Consider the following 21,554-nt stretch of genomic DNA (forward strand, 5'->3'; position numbering starts at 1 on the left):
GTGTTCAGGCCACCACCCGCGGGCGGGCTCAGCCCTCCACGCGACGCTTGAGGCCCTTGAGGGCCGAGTCGATGATCCGCTTCTCGCCCTTGCGCTTCACCATGCCGATCATGGGGATGCGGACGTCCACGGCCAGCTCGTAGGTCACCTCGGTGACGCCGTCCTCCTCGGCCAGGCCGTAGGTGCCGTGCAGCCCGGTGACGACCGTGCCCGGCTCCGTCAACTCCCACGTCACCCGGTCGTCGCCCTCCCACGTGTAGGCGAGCCCGACGGTGTCGCTGAACGGGCCGCCGTCGAACGTGAGCCGGGCGCGGGCGGCCCGGCCGTCCTCTCCCCTCTCCTGCACGGTGAACTCGCGGATGCCGCTCGCCCACTCCGGGTACGCCTCGAGATCGGCGATCACCGCCATGATCTCGGACCTCCCGGCCTTGACCGTGACGGAGGAACTCGTGCGGTCCGCCATCTGCGTCTCCCTCCGGCTCGCCCCGAACCCCTGCGGGCCCGCTGTCCCTAGAGAAGTATGGTTCACACCGTCAGGACGTAGGGCACACCGCGCGCACGGAAGTGCCCGACGTTCACGCATTCGGTGCGGCCGATGCGGATCCGGCTCGCGAGCGGCTGGTGGACGTGCCCGAACAGCACGTACTTCGGCTGCGTGCGGTGGATCGCCTCCAGGACCGCCTCGCTGCCGCGCTCGAACCTGCGCGCCACGGTGTCGTAGAGCAGGTCGGGGACGGCGGGCGGGATGTGGCAGCACAGCACGTCCACCTCGCCGACCGCCTCGACCTTGGCCGCATAGGCGTCCTCGTCCAGCTCGTAGGGGGTGCGGTACTCGGTGCGCAGGCCGCCCCCGACGAACCCGAACCGCAGGCCGCCGATCTCGGTGGTCTGGCCGTCCAGGACGTGGTGGCCGTCGCGCAGGTGCGCGTCCCACAGCCGGGGGACGTCGACGTTGCCGTAGGTCAGGTACGCCGGGGCGGGCATGGCCGCGAACAGCTCGGCGTACTGGCGGTTCACGGCCCGCTCGATGTGCGGCCGGGCGCCCCCCTCCAGCGAGGCCCACAGGCCCTGGGAGAACTCGCGTGCCTCGTCGAAGCGCTTCTCGGTGCGCAGCCCGATGAAGCGGTCGGCGTTGTCCTGGCCGAACAGGTCGGCGAAGATCCCCTGCCCGTGGTCCTGGTAGTCGATGAACAGGATCAGGTCGCCCAGGCAGATGAGCGCGTCCGCACCGTCCGCCGCGCCCGCCAGCGCGTCCGCGCGGCCGTGGACGTCGCTCACCACATGGATCCTCATGAACCGAATGTAATAGCGCTGACCGCCGGAGTGAACGGGCGGGTCGCGGCGGCCGGCGCTCCCGCGGTCCTCCGCGAAGGCACGGCCGCGAGAAGCGGTCAGCCGGCGGCGGCCGCCACCAGGGTGCGCCACTCGCGCACCAGGGCGGGGTCGACCCGCGCGTCCCAGTCGCCGTCCGGACGCACGGCCGTGCCCACGTGGAACGAGGTGATCCCCGCGGCGGCGAGGACGGCGACGTGCTTGCGGCGCAGCCCGCCCCCGGCCATGATCATCTTGGCGGCGGCGGGGTCCTCGACCGCGCGCCGGACGAGGACGTCGACCCCCACGTCCACGCCGCGGGCCGAGCCCGCCGTCAGCACCGTGTCCAGGCGGCCGCCGAACGCGCGGACGGCGCCCCAGGCCTGGGCGGGGTCGGCGGCGTGGTCCAGCGCCCGGTGGAAGGTCCAGGGCAGCGGGTCGGTGTCGGCGGCGAGCTTGCCGGTGGCGCCCGCGTCGACGTGCCCGGAGGAGTCGAGGAAGCCGAGCACGAACCCGTCGGCGCCCGCGTCGGCGAGGCCCGCCGCGGCGCGCCGCAGCCGGTCCAGCTCGGCCCCGGTGGTGCGGAAGCCCGCGTTGGCGCGCAGCATCACCCGCATCGGCACGGACGTGGACTCGCGGATGGCCGCGACCAGGTCGGGGTCGGGGGTGAGCCCGTCCGCGGCCATGTCGGCGACGACCTCGATGCGGTCGGCGCCGCCCTCCTGCGCCGCGCGCGCGTCGGCCACGGTCAGCGCGATCACTTCGAGCAGCGACATGGCGACCCCCGGAACCCGTTTGCGTTGTGCGACCGGCTCAAGGGTAGGCGACCCGGCGGCGCGCGCCGGGGGCCGCCGGGCGGTCTTTGCCGTGCCGTTAACCGCCGTGGTTCGCGGCGCGATTCCTACTCGTGGGTATCATGCGGCAACGGAGGAGTTCGCGCGCCACCGGCCGGACGGCCCGGTGCGCCGCGGGGCTCCCCGCCGTCCTCGAAGACCGACGACAGGAGTGGGCCGTGCGCGAGTCCAGCGTCCCCGCGATGGTGGAGGTACCCGACTCCGCCACTCTGACCGACGCGCCCTTCACCCGGGCCGTCGAAGAGCCCGGCCGGATCGTGCTGCGCCGCAAGAACGGCGACGCGTGGAGCGCCGTCACCGCTGCGGAGTTCGCCGCCGAGACGGCGGGGGTCGCCAAGGGCCTGGCCGCCGCCGGCGTCGAGCCCGGCGACCGGGTGTGCCTGCTGTCGGCGACCCGCTACGAGTGGACGGTCCTCGACTACGCGATCTGGGCGGCGGGCGCGGTCTCCGTCCCGATCTACGAGACGTCCTCCGCCGAGCAGATCGAGTGGATCGTCGGCGACTCCGGGGCCAAGGCCGTGTTCGCCGAGACCGGGGCGCACGTGGCGACCGTCGAGGAGATCCGGGACCGGCTCCCCGGGCTGGCGCACGTGTGGGGCATCGACGCAGGCGGGGTCGCGGAGGTCACCCGGCTCGGCGCCGACGTCGGCGACGGCGTCCTCGAGGAGCGCCGCCGGTCCCGCTGCGCCGCGGACATCGCCACGCTCGTCTACACCTCCGGCACCACCGGGCGTCCCAAGGGATGCGAGATCACCCACGGGAACCTGGTGGCGACCGCCCGCAACGCCGTGCAGGGGGCGATCGCCGAGATCGCCGTCGAGGGCAGTTCCACGCTGCTGTTCCTGCCGCTGGCGCACGTGTTCGCCCGGCTGATCGAGGTCGCCACCATCGAGGGCGGCATCGTGCTCGGGCACAGCGACGTCCCGAACCTGCTGCCGGACCTGGCCTCGTTCCGGCCGACGTTCCTGCTCGCCGTCCCGCGCGTGTTCGAGAAGGTCTACAACGGCGCCGAGCAGAAGGCCGCGGCCGACGGCAAGGGCAAGATCTTCAAGGCGGCGGCCGAGACCGCGGTGGCCTACAGCCGGGCGCTGGACGACGGCGGCCCCGGCCTCGGGCTGAAGGCCCGGCACAAGGTCTTCGACGTGCTCGTGTACCGCAAGCTGCGCGCCGCGGTCGGCGGCAGGGTGCAGTACGCGGTGTCCGGCGGCGCCGCTCTCGGCGAGCGCCTCGGGCACTTCTTCCGCGGCGTCGGGATCACGATCCTGGAGGGCTACGGCCTCACCGAGACGACCGCGCCCGCCGCCGTCAACCGGCCCTCCGCCCTCAAGATCGGCACGGTGGGCCCGCCGATCCCCGGCGTCGACGTGCGCATCGCCGAGGACGGCGAGGTCCTCGTCCGCGGCATCAACGTCCTGCGCGGCTACTGGAACAACGAGGCCGCCACCAAGGAGGCCCTGGAGGACGGCTGGCTCCACACCGGCGACCTCGGCTCCCTCGACGAGGAGGGCTTCCTGAGGATCACCGGCCGGAAGAAGGAGATCCTGGTCACCGCGGCGGGCAAGAACGTGGCGCCGGCCCCGCTGGAGGACCGGCTCCGCGCGCATCCGCTGATCAGCCAGTGCCTGGTCGTCGGCGACGGCCGCAAGTTCATCAGCGCGCTCGTCACCCTGGACGAGGAGGCGCTCGGCCCGTGGAAGGCCCGGCACGGCAAGCCCGAGGCGATGACGGTGGACGAGCTGCGCCGCGACCCCGACCTCGTCGCCGAGATCGAGGCCGCGGTCGCCGAAGCCAACAAGTCGGTCAGCCACGCTGAGGCGATCAAGAAGCACGTTGTCCTCGGCGTCGACTTCACCGAGGAGGCCGGCCACATGACGCCGAGCCTGAAGGTGAAGCGCAACGTGGTGATGAAGGACTTCGCCGACGAGATCGACGCCCTCTACACCGGCTGAGCCGGGGCGTCCCGCGCGGTCAGGCGCCGGGCGCGGGGCGCAGGGCGGCGACGGCGTCCTCGATCCGGGTGGCGCCGTTGAGCAGGTCCAGCGTGTGGCGGCGCACGTCGCCGGCGTCCAGCAGCGCCGCGATGACCGCCGCCACGTCGTCGCGGGTGACCGCGCCGTGCCCGATCGGCGGCTCGGCCAGCGCCACCAGGCCGGTGGGCGGGTCGTCGGTGAGGCGGCCCGGCCGCAGGATCAGCCAGTCCAGCGCGTCGCGGCGCCGCAGATCGTCCTCGGCCTCCCCCTTGGCCCTGATGTAGGCCTCCCAGACCTCGTCGCGCCCGGGCGCGGGCGGCTCGCCGGCGCCCATCGCGGAGATCTGCACGAAGTCGCGGACGCCCGCGCGCTCGGCCGCGTCCGCCGCCAGCACCGCGGCGCCGCGGTCGACGGTGTCCTTGCGCGCCACGCCGCTGCCCGGGCCCGCCCCCGCGGCGAACACGACGGCGTCCGCGCCGGTCAGGTGGTCGGCGACCTCGTCGGCGGTCGCCGACTCCAGGTCGCACACGACCGGCCCGGCTCCGGTGTCCCGGACGTCCGCGGCGTGGCCCGGGTTGCGGATGATGCTCAGCACGGTGTCCCCCCGTGCGGCCAGCAGCCGGGACAGCCGCAGCGCGATCTGCCCGTGCCCGCCCGCGATCACGATGTTCATGCCGCGATCGTAGGACGCGGAGGACCCGGGCGCGCGGACGCGCGCCCGGGTCCCCCGGACCTGTTCCGCTCAGCGGCGGCGCTTGATCCGCGTCCCGGCCTTGGCGCCGTTGATCGCTTTGACCGCCTTGGCCATCAGCTGCTCGTCCATCACGTTGATGAGGTCGCCGTGGTCGGTCACCGGGTCGTGGCCCGACTCGGGGAAGCTGTCCAGCGCGAACGCCAGCGGCTTGGCCGGCAGGTTGTAGGCCAGGGTCATCCGCAGCTGCGGCACGGCCTTGGTGCCCTGCGGGCACTGCCCCGTCCGCGGGTCCGCGAACTGGATGTGGTCGCGGTGGTTGGCGCTGTCGGTGTTCTGGCCGTCCCAGCAGCTCGGGAAGTTGAGCACGCGCTCCACCTTGCTGCCCCGCGGGCACAGCGGGTACTTGTCGGTGAAGGCCCGGTTCTCGAAGCCGCTGCACGTCCAGCTCGCGTGCGCGTTCTTCAGGCCGTTCGTCACGGCCTTGGCGTCACCGGTGGCGACGCGGATGAAACGCGGCAGCGCGGTCACCTTGGCGCGCGGGTTGCCGAGGTACTGGATCTTCACGCTCGACGGGGTGACGATGCTGCCGACGTTGCCGTCCGCCTGGCTCTGCTGCGCCCGGTCCGAGTTGTCCTGACCGTTGCGGAGCCGGATCACCGGCCAGAAGTAGGCCGACTTGTCGCCATTGGTGCAGGTCGTCCCGGCGGCCGCGAAGGTCTCGTCGGTGGAGAACGCGTTCGTGTCGAGGTTGCCGACGTAGTCGTGGATGTGGTGCGCGCCGTTCACGACGCCCGGGGCCGCGAGCACGTTGTCGGGGTTGCTGTGGGCCTGGCCCTTGTTCACACCGCAACTGGACGCGAACACGCCGGTCGAGGCCTGGCGGCCGCGGCGGGGCTGCTGCACGCGCGGCGCCTTGCGGATGTCGACGAACTGGTCCGCGCGCAGGGTCGGATTCGCCGGGGGCTGGTTGCCCTGCCCGTTCCCCTGCCCGCCGTTCTGGCCGCCGTTCTGCTGGCCGCCGTTCTGCTGGCCGCCCTGAGGGTCGGTCGGCGGTGATGTCTGGCCGCCCTGGGGATCGGCCGGCGGAGTCGTCTGGCCGCCGTCGCCTATCGGGCCGCCATCGCCCATCTGACCGCCGTCACCCATCTGACCGCCGTCACCCATCGGGCCGCCGTCACCCATCTGACCGCCCTGGGGGTCGGTGGGCGCGGCGGTGGGCGGGTTCGTCCGGCCGGCGCCCTGGAGTCTCGGAGTGCCGGTGCCGCCGTCGGCGGACCAGGCCGGATAGGCGGCCGCGTTCGCCGTTCTGAGGGTTTCGGAGGCGTTCGCACCGAGGGTCCCCTGGCCCGCCGTGGCGACCAGGGTGAGCGCCGGGATCAACGCGGCGAAGGCTTTCTTCTTTCGTCCCATCGAAAAACTGCTCCCTTTGCGGGGTGTACGTCAGTGCAGAGCGCGCCTGGGAACCAGGCCCGTGCTCTCCAGCAGCGACATGTGCGTGTTGACGAATTTCAGGCACCGTTCGGCGAACGCGCGGATCTCGGTGTTCTCGGTCGCCGCGCGCACCTTGGCGATGACGGTGAAGACCTGCCCGTGGGCGGCACGCAACCGCAGCACGAACGTCTTGTCATAGTCGGCGCCGTATTTTCCCGACATCTCCCTCAGCCAGCTCTTCTGGCTGCCGTTGGGCTCGTTGGGAAGGAGCACGCCCAGTTTCTGCGCCTCGGCGCGGGTGTCGGCGTCCAGCTGCATGTGCTGGCGCATGATGATCTCGCCGACCTCCTTCACCCGGGGGCTGGACGCGCGCTGTGCGGCCTGCTGGCCCGCGGGCATCTCCCAGAGGCCGGCCTGCCGGACCTTGACCAGGAGCTGCCGGTCCAGAGTGCTGAGCCGACCCCAGCGGGTGTTGACGGTGCCACCGAGGTTCGCCGCGCCGCTCGCAGGTGTGCCGACCGGGCTCATGACGACCGCGAAGGCCGCCACGACGGCGGCCACGGCCGCCAGTACCAGCAGCAGGCGTCCTTTACCGAGGCGCGGGAGCGTGCGCTTTCCGGCGTTTCCGTAGGATTTCCTCAAGGGCTCTCGTCCCTCCTTTCAAGGATCTCTCGACGGACCCGGCGCGGGTTCGTCCGGAGATACGCACCGGACCCCTCACCGGGTTCAACGATGTCCACCTGTTGTCATTTTTTTTCTGCGCGGCGAATTCAGCGCCGCGAGGGCGCCCCGGGAACTCCGCCTACGACGCGGAGCGCCAATGCGGGGCACATCGCGACCGCCTTCTGGACGTCCTTCTCCATCCACGAGGGAATGTCGGTGCCCAGCACGACGGGAAAGCCGTAACGGTCGAGCTGGATCAGCTCGGGCACGACATAGGCGCACAGGCCGTGCCCGTCGCACCGGCTCCAGTCGATCGCGACCCGCCCCTCCGTGCCGTCCGGCACCGGCAGCGGCAGGACCCCGTAGGTCGACTGTCCGCACCCGCCGCCCCACCGGTGCGCGTCGATGTCGGCGGTGAAGGCCTCCATCGCCGACAGGACGAACTTGGCCGTCCCGTCGGGGTGGGTGCAGGCGCCGCGGCCCCGGCCGATGCCGGCGGCGCGGCGCACGTCCTCCGCCGTCCCGGCCCCCTCGGTGAGCGCCATCAGGGACCGGACGACGTCGGGCAGCCCGAGCCGGCACGGCCCGCACTGCCCGGCGGACTGCGCCGCGAGGTAGGAGGCGATCCGCGTGACCTCGCCGAGCGGGCAGGTGCCCTGGGTGAGCGGCAGGACGATCCCGGCGCCCACCGTCCCGCCGACGCGCCGCATCCCGGCGCGCGACAGCACCGCCCGCGACGCCGCGGCCGGGTCGAGCCACATCCCGTGGTACCCGCCGACGAGCACCCCCGGCGACGGCGGGACGTCGCAGTGGTCGAGGACGGCCCGCAGCGGCGTGCCGAGCGGGGCCTCCACGACCTGCGTCCCGCCGATCGTCAGCAGCGTGGTGCCCGGCTCGTCGTCCGTCCCGGCCGAGGCGTACAGGTCGGAGCCGAGCGAGACGAGCACCGCGAGCTGCGCGAACGTCTCGGTGTTGGACAGCAGGGTCGGGAAGCCGTCCACCCCCGCGTCGGACGCGCGGACCTTGACGCCCGGCGGGATCGGCGTCTCCCCGTTGATCGCGCGGATCACCGCGCCGCTCTCCCCGGAGATGAACCGCTCGGTCAGCCGCACGACCCGGGCCGGCATCCGCCGCTCGCTGATCGCGGCGCGGACCGACCTGGCGGCCTCGTCGCTCTCGACGGCCAGCACGATCCGCTGGGTGCCGAGCGCGTTCGCCGCGATCTGCGCGCCGTCGAGCACCAGGTGCGGGGCCCGGCCGAGCAGGACCTTGTCCTTGGCGCTGCCGGGCTCGCCCTCGGCGCCGTTCACCACCACCACGACGTCCTCGCTGGACCCGCGCTCGTCGCCCTTCTCGCCGGGCAGCAGCGCGGTCCGGTCGGCGGTCGGGTGGTTGACCCGCGCCGCGACCGCCATCAGCTTGCGGGCGAACGGGAACCCCGCTCCGCCGCGTCCCCTCAGGTCGACCTGCTCGGCCATGCGCACCAGGTCGTCCAGCGCCGGCGCGCGGAGCCTGCCGTGCACCGCCAGGTGCCGGTCGAGGTCCAGCCGGTCGAACCGGTCGAACCCGAGCGTCAGCCGCGGCCCGCCGATGTTGGAGACGGTGACGGTCGAGGTCATCGGATGACCTCGGTGTCGCGGCCCTGCCCGGTCACGGGCATGCCGCGCGGGTCCGCGACGGTCCGCCGGGAGTTCCCGAAGTCGCGCGGGTCGTCGACGTCCCGCCGGTCGGCGAAGTCCCGGCGGCCCCCGAAGTCGCGCGAGTCGTCGAAGTCACGCGGATCGTCGAGGTCGCGGGGGTCGTCGAACCGGTCCTCCCCCGTCCGAGCGCGCGCCCTCGCGGCGGCGCGCCCCTCCTCGTGCTCCCGCGCCGCCATGGCGCGCCGGTCGCGGCGGCGGCCCGCGCCGTCCGGCAGCGAGTACGCCTCGACCTCCTCGCCGGCCAGGTGGACGTCCCGCGGCTTGATCACCACGACCATGCGGGTGACCAGGGCGAGCACGACGAACACCACGCTCATCACGTAGCTGAGCACGACCCACGGCGCCGCGGCGCGCCCGGTGATCAGGCCGTGCACGATCGCGAGCGGCCAGGACACGTAGGCGACGGCGTGCATCGACCGCCACACCCAGGCCTTGCCGCGCAGCGCGAACCGCGCCCGCAGCAGCCCGGTGACCACGATGAGGAGCATCAGGTCGGAGGCGATGGTGCCGAGGCCGATCGCGCCGCCGTCCGGCACGACGATCTGGACGGGCAGCGCGAGGCCGCTCATCACCTTCACCGTGACGTGCGCGACCAGCATCGCCGTCGCGATGACGGCGGAGGCGCGGTGCACCGCCTGGGCGAGCACCCGGTGCCGGATCTTCAGGATGAGGCGCTCGGTGGCCAGCAGCCCGCTCATCACCGCGGTGGTCAGCGCGACCAGCGCGAAGACGCCGGCGTAGAAGCTGAGGAAGTACTGCACGTTCGCGACCGCGACGGCGCCCTGCGGGGTCGCCGCGCCGACCAGCACCAGCACCGCGCCGGCGAGCACCACGCGCAGCGCCCAGGTGGGCACCGCGGGATCATCACTGTGGCGAATTCGCACCGATCGGACTCCTCTTCTAGGTGGCGGCCGGCGCCGGGGCGCCGGCCGGTCCGGCGCCGTCCTTCGGCTTCTTGCCGGGAGACGGCGATGACGACGGAGAGTCGTCCGCGGCGGGGACCGGGCCGAGGTTGGCCAGCAGGCCCCCGGGAAGCACCTGGAGGACGCCGCGTTCGGCGAAGCCGAGGAGCGGCTTGGCGCGCTCGCGGAACGTCCAGCCGCCGATCTCGGCGGCGTCGAGCGGGACCGCACCGCCGCCGCGGCGCAGCCCGAACGCGACCTCGGCGCGGGGCGCGGCCGCCCCGCCGCAGGGCCGGGTGGCGCCGGTGCGGCCGAGCGCGTCGCCCCGCGCGACGACGCTGCCGTCGCGCAGCTCGGTCACGCTCCGCATCCCGTAGTAGGTGGACGCGAGGCCGCTCGGGTGGATCACCATGACCACCGCGCCCGCCTGGCTGGAGCAGAACCGGTAGAGGCGTCCGCCGCCCGCGGCGAGGACGCGGCCGTCGCCGCCGGAGAACGCCAGCGACGCCAGCGGGCGCGAGGACGCGGCGTCGTCGGAGGTCGTCATCGACCACGCCTGGCCGATCTTCCAGGGCAGCATCAGCCGGTCGCCCGCCCGCGTCCCGTTGACGAGCGTGGTGGCCTGCGCGGCGCTCAGCGCGCCGTACTTGCGCAGGAGCCGCGACTCCGACGGCGACATGAGGTTCGCGGGCGCGGCGCCGAGGAGCGCGGCGAACGCCGCCGCGCCCGACAGCCCGACCTGCCACTGCCGGCCCGTCCAGTGGGCGGCGTAGAAGGAGAGCTCGGGGCCGGCCGCGCTGGCCTCGGGAACCGGGATCGCACTGGTGCCGAAGACCCAGGTCCGGTCGGCGCTCTGGCGGGTGGCGCCCACGAACGGCTGCCGGGTCAGCGCCGCCCCGTAGGCCTGCCGCGCCGCGGCGCCCCGCTGCGCCAGCGTCAGCCTGCGGACCTGCGTGGCGAGGACCCCGAGGTCGGGTCCCGCCGGAACGGTGGCCGTGCCGCCGCCGGCTCCCGGCCGCTGCTGGGGCCGCTGGGGTTGCGCGGGCGTACCGGTGCCGGGCTTCGGCGGCTTGATCGCGCGCTGCGAGCCGACCGGCCCCGAGGAGCCGCCGATGGGTCCGCCGTCGAGCAGGGCCCGCTCGGCGATGCCCAGCAGGGCCAGCCCGACCGCGGTGGACAGGACGATCGCGCCGATGCTCAGCCGGTCGGCGGGCCGCCGGCCGCGGCGCGGCGTCGCCTTCGGCCCGGGACGCGGCGGCGACTGGCGGCGCCGCTGCTCCGGCCGGGCGGGCCGCCGCTGGGGGCCGCCCCGCCCCGCGCGGGGCGGCTCCGCACGGCGGGAGCGCCCGCCCCGCGCGGGGAACTCGCGGGACCGATCCCTCCCGGCCCCTTCCGCACGCCCGCCGGGCCCCTCGACCCTGGCATCGAACCTTTCGGTGCGTTCGTCGCGCGGCTTACCGCGGCCACCGGGACGCTCGGTCCGGGCATCCCGCTCGGTGCGGGCGTCGGAGCGCGTCGTCCGGGAGTCCCGCCGCTCGTTGCGCGCACCGAACTGCGCAGTGCGAGCATCCCCCCGCCCACTCCTGGCGTCACGGGACTCGTCCCGGCGCTCCGCCCCCTCGCCCCGGACGTCGGAGCGCGTCGTCCGGGAGTCCCGCCGCTCGTTGCGCGCACCGAACTGCTCAGTGCGAGCATCCCTCCGGCCTTTCCTGGGGTCACGGGATTCGCCCCGGCGCTCCGACCCCTCGCTCGGGGCGTCGGGGCGCTCCGTTCGCGCGTCCCGCCTCGTGCGGGCGGCATAGCCCGCGGGGTCGTAGCTGCCGCGCGCGTCGAAACGCTCGGCCCCCGCGTCGTCACGCCGTTCGGCAGGCTCCGGCCACTGCGCCCGGGGGCGCGACCGCTCGGATGCCTTGCCGGAACGGCGCGCGCGGGCCTTGGCCTCGCGCCGCTTGATCTCGCGCCGCGACGGCTCGCGCCGCGGTGATCTGCGCCCCCGCTCTGACCAGTCCGGCTGCTCCGACCACCAGGACCCTTCGGGCCACTGGGGGTCCTCGGACCAGAGCCCCTGCTTGGGCTCGGGCCTCGAGGACGGGCGCGCGGGCGTCTCAGCCCACGGTGAAGCATGCGTTTGGCTCCGGGACGCATGCCCGTAATCGCGTCGCGCCATGCCCTCTCCTGTGGAGGAGACGGAGAGCACGGCGAACGCCGACAGGTTCCGCGCCGCCGGGCCTGTCGCCCGGTGGCCGTCCCGCTGAGACATGGCGGGACCGCGGTGTAGGAGCCCGCTCGCTCCCACCACGATCCCCGAACGGATTCTCGCGAATCCGCTCGAACACTTCGGGAGCATACGCCCCTGAAGCCACTTGGATGTTCATTGGTGCCAAAAAAGGCCGATGAGCCTTGTCCCGCGGCGCTTGCGCTCCTCACTTGTACGCACGCGGGCCGCCCCGCGTTCACACTTCCGGGCGCACAGCGCCGGCACCCCTCCGACCTGGGCGGATCGGCATTTCGGCCGAGGGTGGCTTAGTGATGGCTGATCCGCTGATTAAGGGCGGGTTAACGGTACCGCCGCGGACGGTCGGCGGCTCTAACTTCGGAAACGTCAGCGACCATGGACGCGGGAAGCGGCAGGAGGTGGCCCCTATGACACGATCACCGCGACACGGGATCGGCCCGGGGGGCGGCCGTGCCCACCGCGCGTCCATGGCCGGGCACCGTCGCGGGGCCGGGCCCCACGGTGCCGGATGCCGGGGCCGTGCCCCGCGCTCCCGTCCACGCGGACCCGATCCGTTCACGCCGGCCGGCCCACGCGGCGCGCCCGTCTCCAGGTCCTCCCCCACGAGGGCGCCGGGCCGGGCGGCGGCGGATCACACCCACCCCACCTCGGCTGGGGCGGCCCGCGTGGAACCGGTCTCCGGGGGCGGGGCATGCGCCCACGGCGCCGTTCCGGGCTCGGGCACCCTCGGGTGCCCGAGCCCGGAACGGCGCGCCCGCGGGTGCGGCGTGTTCGGGCGCCACTGAGCCGCCGCCCCTGGGGCGAGGACCCGCCTACGGCGCGGGGGCGGGTCCTCGCCCTGGGGACGGTGTCGTTCAGGGCACCAGCAGGTTTCCCAGGCGGCTCGCCTGGACGTCCCAGCGCCACTCCCGTTCGATCCAGGCCCGGCCCTTCTCGCCCATGGCGCGGGCCCGGTCCGGGTCCGCGAGAAGGCCCGCCACGGCTTCGCCGACGTCGGGGACGGAGCGGCCCGGCACCACAAGGCCCGTCTCGCCGTCCAGGACGGCGTCGGGGGCACCGCCCGAGTCGCCCGCGACGACCGGGAGGCCGGTCGCGGACGCCTCCAGGTACACGATGCCGAGGCCTTCCACGTCCAAGCCGCGGCGACGGGTGCGGCAGGGCATCGCGAAGACGTCGCCCGCGTCGAAGTGGGCGGGCAGCTCCTCCCAGGGGACGCCGCCGGTGAAGACGACCGAACGGCCGACGCCGAGGGACGCGGCGAGGCGTTCCAGGTCGCCGCGGTAGGGCCCGCCGCCGACGAGGAGCAGCGCGGCGTCCGGAACGGACTTCAGGACGCGGGGCCAGGCGTGGAGCAGGGCGTCCTGCCCCTTGCGCGGGACCAGGCGGGACACGCACACCGCCACCGGACGGCCGCCCAGCCCGTACCGCTCCCGGATCCGCGCCCCGCCCGCGCCCCGGTGGAAGAGCGTCTCGTCGACGCCGGGCGCGAGCCGGGCCATCCGCGCCGCCGCCTCGGGCGACAGGGCTTTCGCCATCCGGGATCGGGTGTACTCGCCGAGGTAGGTGAGGACGTCGACGCCGTCCCCGATGCGGCCCAGCAGGGTCCGCGCCACCGGCAGCGCCGCCCAGCCGGCCTCGTGCCCGTGCGTGATCCCGACGAGCCGCCGGGCACCGCGGCGCCGCAGCGCCGGGGCCAGCAGGCCGAGCGGCGCCGCCGCCCCGAACACGACCGAGTCGCAGCGCTCCGCGCGCAGCACGTCCGCGGCCCGGCGCAGCACGCCCGGCTCCGGCAGCATGAGGGAGCCCGGATGCCGGACGACGGGGAACGACTGCGCCGCGTCGAACTCCGCGGCGCCCTTCCAGGCCGGGGCGTAGACGACGACCGAATCCGGCGGGCGCCGCACGGCGAGGCCGTGCACGAACGCCTGGATGCCGCCCGGCCGCGGCGGGAAGTCGTTGGTGACGAACAGCGTCCTGGTCATCGCGGACGTCCCGGCACGCGCAGGGGCCCGCCACCGGCGATGCGGTGACGGGCCCCCGATGCGCGAACGATCAGTGCCTGACCTCGTGCGACGTGGCGCCGCCCTCGATCTCGGCCTGCTCGCCGTGCGGGTGCTCGTGCTCCTCGACGGGGACGTCGTCGAACGTCCACGCGCGGTTGAGGCGCGAGCGCAGGTGCCCGATCGGGCCCTTGGTGCCGGGCGCCGGGATCCCCTTGGCGTCCCGGGCCGGGGCCTCGGGCCGGGTGTTCTCCTTGGAGAGCAGGACGTGCCGCTCCTCGTCGCGCGGCGCCTCGTGCCGCTCGGAGTACTTCCCGTCCGGCGACATCATGATCACGCCGCTCTCCACGCCGTGCCCGACGACGTCGGCGTCCTTGCGCTGCAGGCCCAGGCAGATCCGCTTGGTGACGATGAACGCCACGATCGGCCCGAGGAAGAACGTGACCCGGAAGAACCACGTCGTGGCGAACAGCGACACGTGGAACTTGTCCGCGATGACGTCGTTGGCGCCGGCGACCCACAGCAGCCCGTAGAACGTGACCGCGGCGATGCCCGTGGCCGTGCGGACCGGGGCGTTGCGCGGCCGCTCGTTCACGTGGTGGTGGCGCTTGTCGCCGGTCACCCACTGCTCGACGAACGGCCAGGCGGCCGCGCCGCCGAACACGATGCCGAGCGGGACCAGCGCCGGGATCAGCACGTTCAGGCTGAGCGTGTGGCCCCAGGCGGTGATCTCCCAGTTCGGCATGATCCGCAGCGCGCCCTCCAGGACGCCCATGTACCAGTCGGGCTGGGAGCCCGAGGAGATCGCGCCGGGGTCGTACGGGCCGAACAGCCAGATCGGGTTGATCTGCGCGAACGCGCCGAGCAGCGCCAGGACGCCGAAGGTGAACAGGAAGTAGGCGCCCGTCTTGGCCATGAAGACCGGGTAGAACGGGTAGCCGTACACCTGCTGCTCGCTCTGGTTCTTGACCGGCATCGCCGTGTGCTTCTGCACCCACATGATCATCATGTGCGCGGTGACCATGCCGAGCAGCAGGCCCGGGATCAGCAGGATGTGCAGCATGTACAGGCGCGGGACGATGTCCTGGCCGGGGAACTCGCCGCCGAACAGGAACATGTAGATGTAGGTGCCGACCACCGGGATCGACTCCGCGACGCCCTGCGTGATGCGCAGGCCGGTGCCGGACAGCAGGTCGTCCGGCAGCGAGTACCCGAACAGGCCCTCCAGCATGCCCAGCGTGAACATGCCGATGCCGATCAGCCAGTTCAGCTCGCGCGGCTTGCGGTAGGCGCCGGTGAAGAACACGCGCAGCATGTGCGCGAGGATCGACGCCATGAACAGGATCGCGGCCCAGTGGTGGATCTGCCGCATGAGCAGGCCGCCGCGGACGTCGAACGTGATGTGCAGCGTCGAGGCGTAGGCCTCGGACATCTTCACGCCCTGCAGCTTCGTGTACGAGCCGTCGTACACGGTCTCCGTCATGCTCGGCTGGAACCAGAGCGTCAGGAACGTCCCGGTCAGCAGCAGGATGATGAAGGAGTACAGGGCGATCTCGCCCAGCATGAAGGACCAGTGGTCCGGAAAGACCTTCTTCATGTTCCGCTTGAAGAAGGTGGTGGAGCCGAGGCGGTCGTCGAGGAACGTCAGCGGCGCCTCGACCGCCTTCGGGGCTGTCGCCTCGCTCATCCGCGCTCCCAGAAGCTCGGTCCGACGGGTTCGTGGTAGTCGCTCGTGGCGATGAGGTACCCGTCCTCCACCGACAGCGGCAGCTGCGGCAGCGACCGCGCCGCCGGCCCGAAGATCACCTTCGCCGCGTCGGTGGCGTCGAAGGTCGACTGGTGGCACGGGCAGAGGATGTGGTGGGTGGTCTGCTCGTACAGGGCCGCGGGGCAGCCGACGTGCGTGCACACCTTGGAGTAGGCGACGATCCCGTTGACGTGCCAGTTCTCGCGGCCCTTGGCGGGCTTGAACTGGTCCGCGGGGACGTTGATGAGGATGGTGACGGCCTTGGCGTTCTGGGTCAGCACCTGGTCCTCGGGGAGCTCCTCCTCGATCCCCTCGGGCAGGACGGTGATCATCGAGCCCGGGGAGGAGAAGTCGCTGACCCGCAGCGGCTTGTTGGTGCCGTCCACGACCAGGCGGGCGCCCTTCTTGCCCTCCGAGTGCGCCTTCTTGACGGCCTCGCCCCAGTAGGTGTGGCGGAGCCGCTTCTCCGGCAGCGGGCCGAGGTCGCGCAGCAGCACCAGCGGGGCCAGGCCGAGCGGGGCGGCGGCCAGCAGCAGCGTGCGGCGCAGCAGGGGCCGCTTGGTGATGCCGCTGTCGTCGGCGCCTTCCAGGAAGTCCTCGGTGAAGGCCGCCCGGGTCTCCTCGCTGGCGGCCATCTCGTGCCGCTCCTGCACGATCGGCTTGCTGGTCATCAGGCGGCGCACCCAGATGGTGACGCCGAAGGCCAGCGCGAGGAACGACAGCGCCATCAGGCCGCCGAGCCACAGGTTGCTCTCGCGCGCCCGGGTGACGCCGTGCATGCCGCCGTCTCGGCCGCTCCAGCCGATGAAGTAGGCGATGAACGCCACGCTGGCGGCGAACGCGACCAGGAAGAGCGTCGCGACGATCCGCTCGGCGCGCTTGGCCGACGCCTCGTCGAGCTGCTCTCCCACGCCCGCGGGCGCCGAGATGTTGTCCTCGGCCAGCAGTGCCTTCTCCCGCGCGGGGGACGGCGTGCCGATCACGCGTTCGCGCGGGCCGGGCCGGCCCGCCGTGTCCTTGTTGTCGTCGCTCATGACTTCTTCAGCTTCTTCGGCTTCTTCGCGGTGATCCACATGGCGGCCAGGACCAGCAGGCCGATGCCGACCAGCCAGCCGGCCAGTCCCTCCGACACCGGGCCGATGCGGCCGAGGCCGTTACCGCCGGGGTTCGGCTCCTCGCGCGTCTGGACGAGGTAGGCGATGATCGCCTGCTTGTCCTTCGGCGTGAGCGTGGTGTCGTTGAACACCGGCATCGCCTGCGGGCCGGTCAGCATGGCCTCGTACATCTGGGTGGGCGTGACCTCGGGGTCCGACAGCGAGGGCGCGTACTTGCCGCCGGTCAGCGCGCCGCCCTGGCCGGTGAAGTTGTGGCACTGCGCGCAGTTGGTGCGGAACAGCTTCCCGCCGAGCGCGACGTTGCCGGTCTTCGGGTCCACCGCCGACGCCGGGGGGACCGCCGGACCGCCGCCGAGCGAGGCGACGTAGGCGCTGAGGTCGGACAGGTTCTTCTCGGCCTGCGCCTTCTGCTTCTCGGCCGCCTCCCGCTTGTCCTTCTCCTCGTAGTCGGTCTTGATCGAGGTGTTGAACTCGGGGATCGGCGTCTTGCGCGGAATCTGCGCGCCGGGGTTCCCCGCCGGCATGCGGCCCGAGCCGACCTGGAAGTCGACGGCCGCGGCGCCGACGCCGATGAGGCTCGGGGCGATCGGGTTGCCCTTGGCGTCCTTGGTGCCCTCGGCGTTCAGCCCGTGGCAGCTCGCGCAGTTCTTGTTGAAGAGCTGCTGGCCGTTCTTCAGGTCCTGCGCCGCCTGGGCGGTGGTCTGCGCCTCTGCGCGGTCAGTCCGCGGCGAGAAGCCGGCGTAGATCGCGCCGATCGCCGCCAGGGCCGCCAGCACGACGGCGTAGCCCGCCCACGGGCGCCGTCGCCATGCGGTGATCCTTTTCACGGAAGTCCCCGTTCGGGTCATGTCGGTCGGGTCGGTCGGGTCGTTCAGAGGTCGAGCAGGTAGACGACCGAGAACAGGCCGATCCACACCACGTCGACGAAGTGCCAGTAATAGGAGACGACGATCGCGCTCGTCGCCTGCTCGTGCGTCCACCGCTTCGCGGCGTAGGTGCGTCCCAGGAGGAACAGGAACGCGACGAGGCCGCCGACGACGTGCAGGCCGTGGAAGCCGGTGGCCAGGTAGAAGACCGAGCCGTAGGCCGAGGACGAGAAGGTGAGGCCGTCCTTGGAGACCAGCTGGGAGTACTCGAAGCCCTGGCCGGCGACGAAGTAGGCGCCCATGAGGAACGAGAGCACGTACCACTCGCGCAGGCCCCAGCGCGCCACGTTGAACACGCTTCCGTCACGTCCGACCTTGCCCGCCTCGGCCTTGAACACGCCCATCTGGCAGGTCACCGAGGACAGCACCAGAACGGTCGTGTTGATCGCCGAGAGCGGCAGGTCCAGGGGGGCGCCCGGCCAGGCGTGGTGGCCGGACTGGCCGATCGTCACAGAGCGGATCGTGAAGAACATCGCGAACAGCGCCGCGAAGAACATCAGCTCGGACGACAGCCAAACGATCGTCCCCACGCTGACCAGATTGGGACGGTTCGCCCGTGCGTGAGGTGTTGTCTCTATCGCGGATGCTGTCACGCCAGCATTATTGCGCCCCTATCCAGTGAGTGACGCATGACCCCCCTTCTAGAGTTCCCCGAGCGTGTCACCAGTGCCGCGACCCGGTACCCTCACGTCCATGAGCACCGCCCCGGAGAGCCCGATGAAGATCCTCGTCTACAGCGACGACGCGAACACCCGCGCCGAGATCCGGATGGCGATCGGGCGCCGGCCCGCCGCCGACCTCCCGAAGGTCGAGTTCGAGGAGTGCGCCACCCAGCCGGCCGTCGTCACGCGGCTCGACCAGGGCGGCGTCGACGTCCTGATCGTCGACGGCGAGGCGCAGCCCGCGGGCGGTCTCGGCGTGTGCCGGCAGGCCAAGGACGAGGTGTACGACTGCCCGCCCGTCCTCGCGGTCATCGGGCGCCGCGACGACGGCTGGCTCGCCACCTGGTCGGGTGCCGACGCCGTGGTGGGCCTGCCCATCGACCCGATGGGTTTCGCGAACGCCCTCGCCGGCCTCATGCGGCAGCGCCTCCAGAACCGCCTGCCGGCCCTGTAGCCCGCACGACGCAGCCCGCACGACGCACCGAAACCCCTACGACGCACCCACCACGACCCTGTAGGCGACATGGACGCGCGCACCAGCTGGCCCGCACTGCTCAACGCCCTCGTGTCGGGCGACTCGCTGTCCAGCGAGGAGACCTCCTGGGCCATGAACAGCATCATGTCCGGCGAGGCCACCGACGTGCAGATCGCGGGCTTCGCCGTGGCGCTGCGCGCCAAGGGCGAGACGGTCGAGGAGGTCACCGGCCTCGCCAGGGGCATGATGGACAACGCCACGCCCATCGAGGTGCCCGGCCGCATCGCCGACCTCGTCGGCACGGGCGGCGACCGCGGCCACACCGTCAACATCTCCACGATGGCCGCCGTGGTCGCGGCCGCGGCCGGTGTGCGGGTCGTCAAGCACGGCAACCGGGCCGCGTCGTCCTCGTGCGGCGCCGCCGACCTGCTGGAGCACCTCGGCGTGGCGATCGACCTGTCCCCCGAGGCCACCGCGCGGGTCGCCGACGAGATCGGCATCACGTTCTGCTTCGCGCCGCTCTACCACCCGGCGCTGAAGTACGCCTCGCGCACCCGCAGCGAGCTGGGCACGCCCACGGTCTTCAACTTCCTCGGCCCGCTGACGAACCCGGCCCGTCCCCTGGCCCAGGCCGTCGGGGTCTTCCACCCGCGGATGGCGGGGGTGATGGCGGGCGTGTTCGCCGCGCGCGGCTGCTCCTCGCTGGTGTTCCGGGGCGACGACGGGCTGGACGAGCTGACCACCACGGGGACCTCCACGGTGTGGGTCGTGCGCGACGGGACGGCGACGGAGACGACCTTCGACCCCTCCGACCTCGGCATCCCGCCGGCGAAGCCGGAGGACCTGCGCGGCGCCGACGCGGTGTTCAACGGGCGGGTGGCCCGCGAGATCTTCACCGGGCGGCCGGGGCCCGTCCGCGACATGGTCCTGCTGAACGCCGCCGCGCTCATCACCGCCTACGAGGGGGCGCCGCCCGCCGCCGACCTCACCGCGACGCTGGGGGCGGCCTACGAGCACGCCGCCGCAGCGGTCGACTCGGGAGGCGCCGCCGCCCTCCTCGACCGCTGGATCGACACCTCCCGTCGCCTGCGGGGCTGACGCTCACACCCCGCTCACCAGCGCTCCCAGCCCGTTCACGCGACCCCGCGGGCGCCGCTGGACAGCCGCTGCGCGATCCAGATCGGGACGACCGACAGCACGATCAGGGCGGCGGCGAGCACGTTGACGACCGGGGCCTGGTTGGGCCGGAACAGGTTGTTGAAGATCCAGATCGGCAGGGTCTGGGCGCCCGGCCCGGCGGTGAACGTGGTCACGATGATCTCGTCGAAGGACAGCGCGAACGACAGCAGCCCCCCGGCGAGCAGCGCCGAGCGCAGCGCCGGGAACGTGACGTGCCAGAACGTCTGGAACGTGTCCGCGCCGAGATCGGCGGACGCCTCCTCCAGGCTGGTGCCCGTCCGCCGCAGCCGGGCGAGCACGTTGTTGAAGATCGTGACGACGCAGAACGTGGCATGCCCGACGATCACGGTGAACAGGCCGAGCCCGATCCCGAGCGGCTTCAGCACGACCTGGAAGGCGTTGCTGAGCGCGATGCCGGTGACGATGCCGGGCAGCGCGATCGGCAGCACGACGACCAGCGACACCGTCTCGCGTCCGAAGAAGCGGTACCGCGACACCGCGAAGGCGGCCATGGTGCCGAGGACGAGCGCGGCGGCCGTCGCGCCGAGTCCCGCCTTGACACTGGTGAGGACGGCCTGCCGGGCGCCCTCGTTGTGCAGCGCCTGCGACCACCAGCGCCCGGTGAACCCCGAGGGGGGCCAGCCGAACGTGGTGTCGGCGTTGAAGGAGTTGATCAGGACGACCAGCAGCGGCACGTAGATGACGGCGAGGCCGAGGAACATCATGACGCGCAGGGCGATCCGCGCGGCGGGCGAGAGGGTCATCACAGCTCCCTGAGCGCGCCGGTGCGGCGGGCCGCGGCGAGGTAGCCGAGCATCACCACCACCGGGATCGTGGCGACCGCCGCCGCGAACGGCAGGTTGTTGGCGGCGCCGATGTTGTCGTAGACGACGTTGCCGAGCAGCTGGCTCCGGCCGCCGACGATCTTCACGGTGATGTAGTCGCCGAGCGAAAGCGAGAACGTGAAGATCGATCCGGCCACCAGCGAGGGGAACACCAGCGGCAGCACGACGGACCGCAGCGTGCGCAGCGGGCGGGCGCCGAGGTCGCCGGAGGCGTCCAGCAGCGAGTCCGGGAGCCGCTCCAGGCCCGCGTAGACCGGCAGGATCATGTACGGCAGCCACAGGTAGGCCAGCACGAGCACGGTCGCCGTGAGGCCGTAGCCGGGGCTGGAGAGCCCGAACGGCCCCAGCACCTCGTCGACCAGGCCGCCCTCCGCCAGCATCACCCGCCACGCGTACGCCTTGACGAGGTAGGCGGCCCACAGCGGCGCCAGGATCGCGATCACCAGGTAGGGCCGGTGCCGCGGCCTGGCGACCTTGGCCATGTACAGCGCCATCGGGAAGCCGATCGCGGTGTCGATGAGGGTGACGGCCGCTGCGACGCCGAGGCTGCGCAGCGCGACCGTCCGGTAGACCGGCTCGTCGACGAGGGTCTGGAAGTTGGCGAGCGTGAACTGCCGGACGACCTCGCCGGTGAAGACGTCCGTGGTCCAGAACGCGGTCAGGAAGATCGCGGCGAGCGCGCCGAGATAGACGACGACCAGCCAGGCGAGCGGCGCCGACAGCAGCAGCGAAAGGCGCAGCCGCGGCCGGCCTCGTCGAGGGCGTCCGGGGTCCACTCCCAGTCGGAGCGGTAGTGGTGGGCCAGCAGCGCCGTCCGGATCGCCATCGGGTCGGCGCCGGACTC

The 21,554-nt window shown here is 72.9% G+C and carries 19 protein-coding genes; 3 read left to right on the plus strand and 16 right to left on the minus strand.

The window, feature by feature from the left end; genetic code table 11:
• Positions 1 to 28 precede the first annotated feature (28 nt).
• From AB0H37_RS18655 to AB0H37_RS18665, 3 genes are all read right to left on the minus strand, one after another.
• The gene (locus AB0H37_RS18655; RefSeq protein WP_329093332.1) at positions 29 to 463 is read right to left on the minus strand and encodes an SRPBCC family protein; all 435 of its coding nucleotides are present in this window, start codon (positions 461 to 463) and stop codon (positions 29 to 31) included.
• Positions 464 to 525: 62 nt separating this feature from the next.
• Positions 526 to 1,293, minus strand: a complete 768-nt coding sequence (locus AB0H37_RS18660) for a metallophosphoesterase (protein ID WP_179833756.1) — start codon at positions 1,291 to 1,293, stop codon at positions 526 to 528.
• Between the two features lie 98 nt (positions 1,294 to 1,391).
• Positions 1,392 to 2,087: a copper homeostasis protein CutC gene (locus tag AB0H37_RS18665; RefSeq protein ID WP_179833755.1), complete on the minus strand. Its 696-nt coding sequence runs from the start codon at positions 2,085 to 2,087 to the stop codon at positions 1,392 to 1,394.
• Between the two features lie 236 nt (positions 2,088 to 2,323).
• Between AB0H37_RS18665 and AB0H37_RS18670 the strand changes: the two genes are divergently transcribed.
• Complete coding sequence (locus AB0H37_RS18670; protein WP_360613961.1) at positions 2,324 to 4,114, plus strand: long-chain fatty acid--CoA ligase; 1,791 nt, start codon at positions 2,324 to 2,326, stop codon at positions 4,112 to 4,114.
• Positions 4,115 to 4,133: 19 nt separating this feature from the next.
• Here AB0H37_RS18670 and AB0H37_RS18675 read toward each other — a convergent pair whose 3' ends face one another.
• From AB0H37_RS18675 to AB0H37_RS18725, 11 genes are all read right to left on the minus strand, one after another.
• Entirely contained in the window at positions 4,134 to 4,808 is a 675-nt protein-coding gene (locus AB0H37_RS18675) for an NAD(P)H-binding protein (RefSeq protein ID WP_329093337.1), read from the minus strand.
• 69 nt (positions 4,809 to 4,877) lie between these two features.
• Positions 4,878 to 6,239 carry a DUF1996 domain-containing protein gene (locus tag AB0H37_RS18680; protein ID WP_360613963.1) on the minus strand — a complete coding sequence of 454 codons (1,362 nt, stop codon included), beginning with the start codon at positions 6,237 to 6,239 and terminating at the stop codon, positions 4,878 to 4,880.
• Between the two features lie 30 nt (positions 6,240 to 6,269).
• Positions 6,270 to 6,902: a DUF4142 domain-containing protein gene (locus AB0H37_RS18685; RefSeq protein ID WP_229809898.1), complete on the minus strand. Its 633-nt coding sequence runs from the start codon at positions 6,900 to 6,902 to the stop codon at positions 6,270 to 6,272.
• Between the two features lie 128 nt (positions 6,903 to 7,030).
• A complete protein-coding gene (locus tag AB0H37_RS18690) occupies positions 7,031 to 8,542 on the minus strand; it encodes a ferredoxin (protein WP_360613966.1) in 1,512 nt (503 codons plus the stop codon).
• Positions 8,539 to 9,477 carry a hypothetical protein gene (locus AB0H37_RS18695; protein ID WP_329093344.1) on the minus strand — a complete coding sequence of 313 codons (939 nt, stop codon included), beginning with the start codon at positions 9,475 to 9,477 and terminating at the stop codon, positions 8,539 to 8,541. Before AB0H37_RS18695 ends, AB0H37_RS18690 begins: the two co-directional genes overlap by 4 nt.
• Positions 9,478 to 9,523: 46 nt before the next feature.
• Positions 9,524 to 11,692, minus strand: a complete 2,169-nt coding sequence (locus AB0H37_RS18700; protein WP_360613968.1) for a hypothetical protein — start codon at positions 11,690 to 11,692, stop codon at positions 9,524 to 9,526.
• A 923-nt stretch (positions 11,693 to 12,615) separates the two neighbouring features.
• Entirely contained in the window at positions 12,616 to 13,743 is a 1,128-nt protein-coding gene (locus AB0H37_RS18705; protein ID WP_360613970.1) for a glycosyltransferase family 4 protein, read from the minus strand.
• Between the two features lie 70 nt (positions 13,744 to 13,813).
• Positions 13,814 to 15,448: a ubiquinol-cytochrome c reductase cytochrome b subunit gene (locus tag AB0H37_RS18710; protein WP_179833747.1), complete on the minus strand. Its 1,635-nt coding sequence runs from the start codon at positions 15,446 to 15,448 to the stop codon at positions 13,814 to 13,816.
• Positions 15,445 to 16,542: a Rieske 2Fe-2S domain-containing protein gene (locus AB0H37_RS18715; protein WP_329093351.1), complete on the minus strand. Its 1,098-nt coding sequence runs from the start codon at positions 16,540 to 16,542 to the stop codon at positions 15,445 to 15,447. The genes AB0H37_RS18710 and AB0H37_RS18715 overlap by 4 nt, the downstream gene beginning before the upstream one ends.
• Positions 16,539 to 17,450: a c-type cytochrome gene (locus AB0H37_RS18720; RefSeq protein ID WP_179833745.1), complete on the minus strand. Its 912-nt coding sequence runs from the start codon at positions 17,448 to 17,450 to the stop codon at positions 16,539 to 16,541. The genes AB0H37_RS18715 and AB0H37_RS18720 overlap by 4 nt, the downstream gene beginning before the upstream one ends.
• Positions 17,451 to 17,494: 44 nt before the next feature.
• Entirely contained in the window at positions 17,495 to 18,079 is a 585-nt protein-coding gene (locus tag AB0H37_RS18725; protein ID WP_218826103.1) for a heme-copper oxidase subunit III, read from the minus strand.
• Positions 18,080 to 18,242: 163 nt separating this feature from the next.
• Between AB0H37_RS18725 and AB0H37_RS18730 the strand changes: the two genes are divergently transcribed.
• Positions 18,243 to 18,665 carry a hypothetical protein gene (locus AB0H37_RS18730; RefSeq protein WP_360613972.1) on the plus strand — a complete coding sequence of 141 codons (423 nt, stop codon included), beginning with the start codon at positions 18,243 to 18,245 and terminating at the stop codon, positions 18,663 to 18,665.
• 69 nt (positions 18,666 to 18,734) lie between these two features.
• Positions 18,735 to 19,784 (plus strand): anthranilate phosphoribosyltransferase, encoded by a 1,050-nt coding sequence (trpD, locus tag AB0H37_RS18735; RefSeq protein ID WP_360613974.1) that lies wholly within the window; start codon positions 18,735 to 18,737, stop codon positions 19,782 to 19,784.
• A gap of 35 nt (positions 19,785 to 19,819) precedes the next feature.
• On the opposite strand, the gene AB0H37_RS18740 is transcribed toward trpD, so the two are convergent.
• Complete coding sequence (locus AB0H37_RS18740; protein WP_179833742.1) at positions 19,820 to 20,629, minus strand: ABC transporter permease; 810 nt, start codon at positions 20,627 to 20,629, stop codon at positions 19,820 to 19,822.
• Complete coding sequence (locus tag AB0H37_RS18745; RefSeq protein WP_360613977.1) at positions 20,629 to 21,486, minus strand: ABC transporter permease; 858 nt, start codon at positions 21,484 to 21,486, stop codon at positions 20,629 to 20,631. Before AB0H37_RS18745 ends, AB0H37_RS18740 begins: the two co-directional genes overlap by 1 nt.
• Positions 21,487 to 21,554 lie beyond the last annotated feature (68 nt).

This window comes from Actinomadura sp. NPDC023710, from assembly GCF_040639875.1.
GTDB lineage: Bacteria > Actinomycetota > Actinomycetes > Streptosporangiales > Streptosporangiaceae > Spirillospora > Spirillospora citrea.

What these genes read in the sequence shown, in the direction of transcription:
- AB0H37_RS18655 (WP_329093332.1), bottom strand. Translation starts at nt 463, where the DNA reads ATGGCGGACCGCACGAGTTCCTCCGTCACGGTCAAGGCCGGGAGGTCC.
- AB0H37_RS18660 (WP_179833756.1), bottom strand. Translation starts at nt 1,293, where the DNA reads ATGAGGATCCATGTGGTGAGCGACGTCCACGGCCGCGCGGACGCGCTG.
- AB0H37_RS18665 (WP_179833755.1), bottom strand. Translation starts at nt 2,087, where the DNA reads ATGTCGCTGCTCGAAGTGATCGCGCTGACCGTGGCCGACGCGCGCGCG.
- AB0H37_RS18675 (WP_329093337.1), bottom strand. Translation starts at nt 4,808, where the DNA reads ATGAACATCGTGATCGCGGGCGGGCACGGGCAGATCGCGCTGCGGCTG.
- AB0H37_RS18680 (WP_360613963.1), bottom strand. Translation starts at nt 6,239, where the DNA reads ATGGGACGAAAGAAGAAAGCCTTCGCCGCGTTGATCCCGGCGCTCACC.
- AB0H37_RS18690 (WP_360613966.1), bottom strand. Translation starts at nt 8,542, where the DNA reads ATGACCTCGACCGTCACCGTCTCCAACATCGGCGGGCCGCGGCTGACG.
- AB0H37_RS18700 (WP_360613968.1), bottom strand. Translation starts at nt 11,692, where the DNA reads ATGGCGCGACGCGATTACGGGCATGCGTCCCGGAGCCAAACGCATGCT.
- AB0H37_RS18705 (WP_360613970.1), bottom strand. Translation starts at nt 13,743, where the DNA reads ATGACCAGGACGCTGTTCGTCACCAACGACTTCCCGCCGCGGCCGGGC.
- AB0H37_RS18710 (WP_179833747.1), bottom strand. Translation starts at nt 15,448, where the DNA reads ATGAGCGAGGCGACAGCCCCGAAGGCGGTCGAGGCGCCGCTGACGTTC.
- AB0H37_RS18715 (WP_329093351.1), bottom strand. Translation starts at nt 16,542, where the DNA reads ATGAGCGACGACAACAAGGACACGGCGGGCCGGCCCGGCCCGCGCGAA.
- AB0H37_RS18730 (WP_360613972.1), top strand. Translation starts at nt 18,243, where the DNA reads ATGAGCACCGCCCCGGAGAGCCCGATGAAGATCCTCGTCTACAGCGAC.
- trpD (WP_360613974.1), top strand. Translation starts at nt 18,735, where the DNA reads ATGGACGCGCGCACCAGCTGGCCCGCACTGCTCAACGCCCTCGTGTCG.
- AB0H37_RS18740 (WP_179833742.1), bottom strand. Translation starts at nt 20,629, where the DNA reads ATGACCCTCTCGCCCGCCGCGCGGATCGCCCTGCGCGTCATGATGTTC.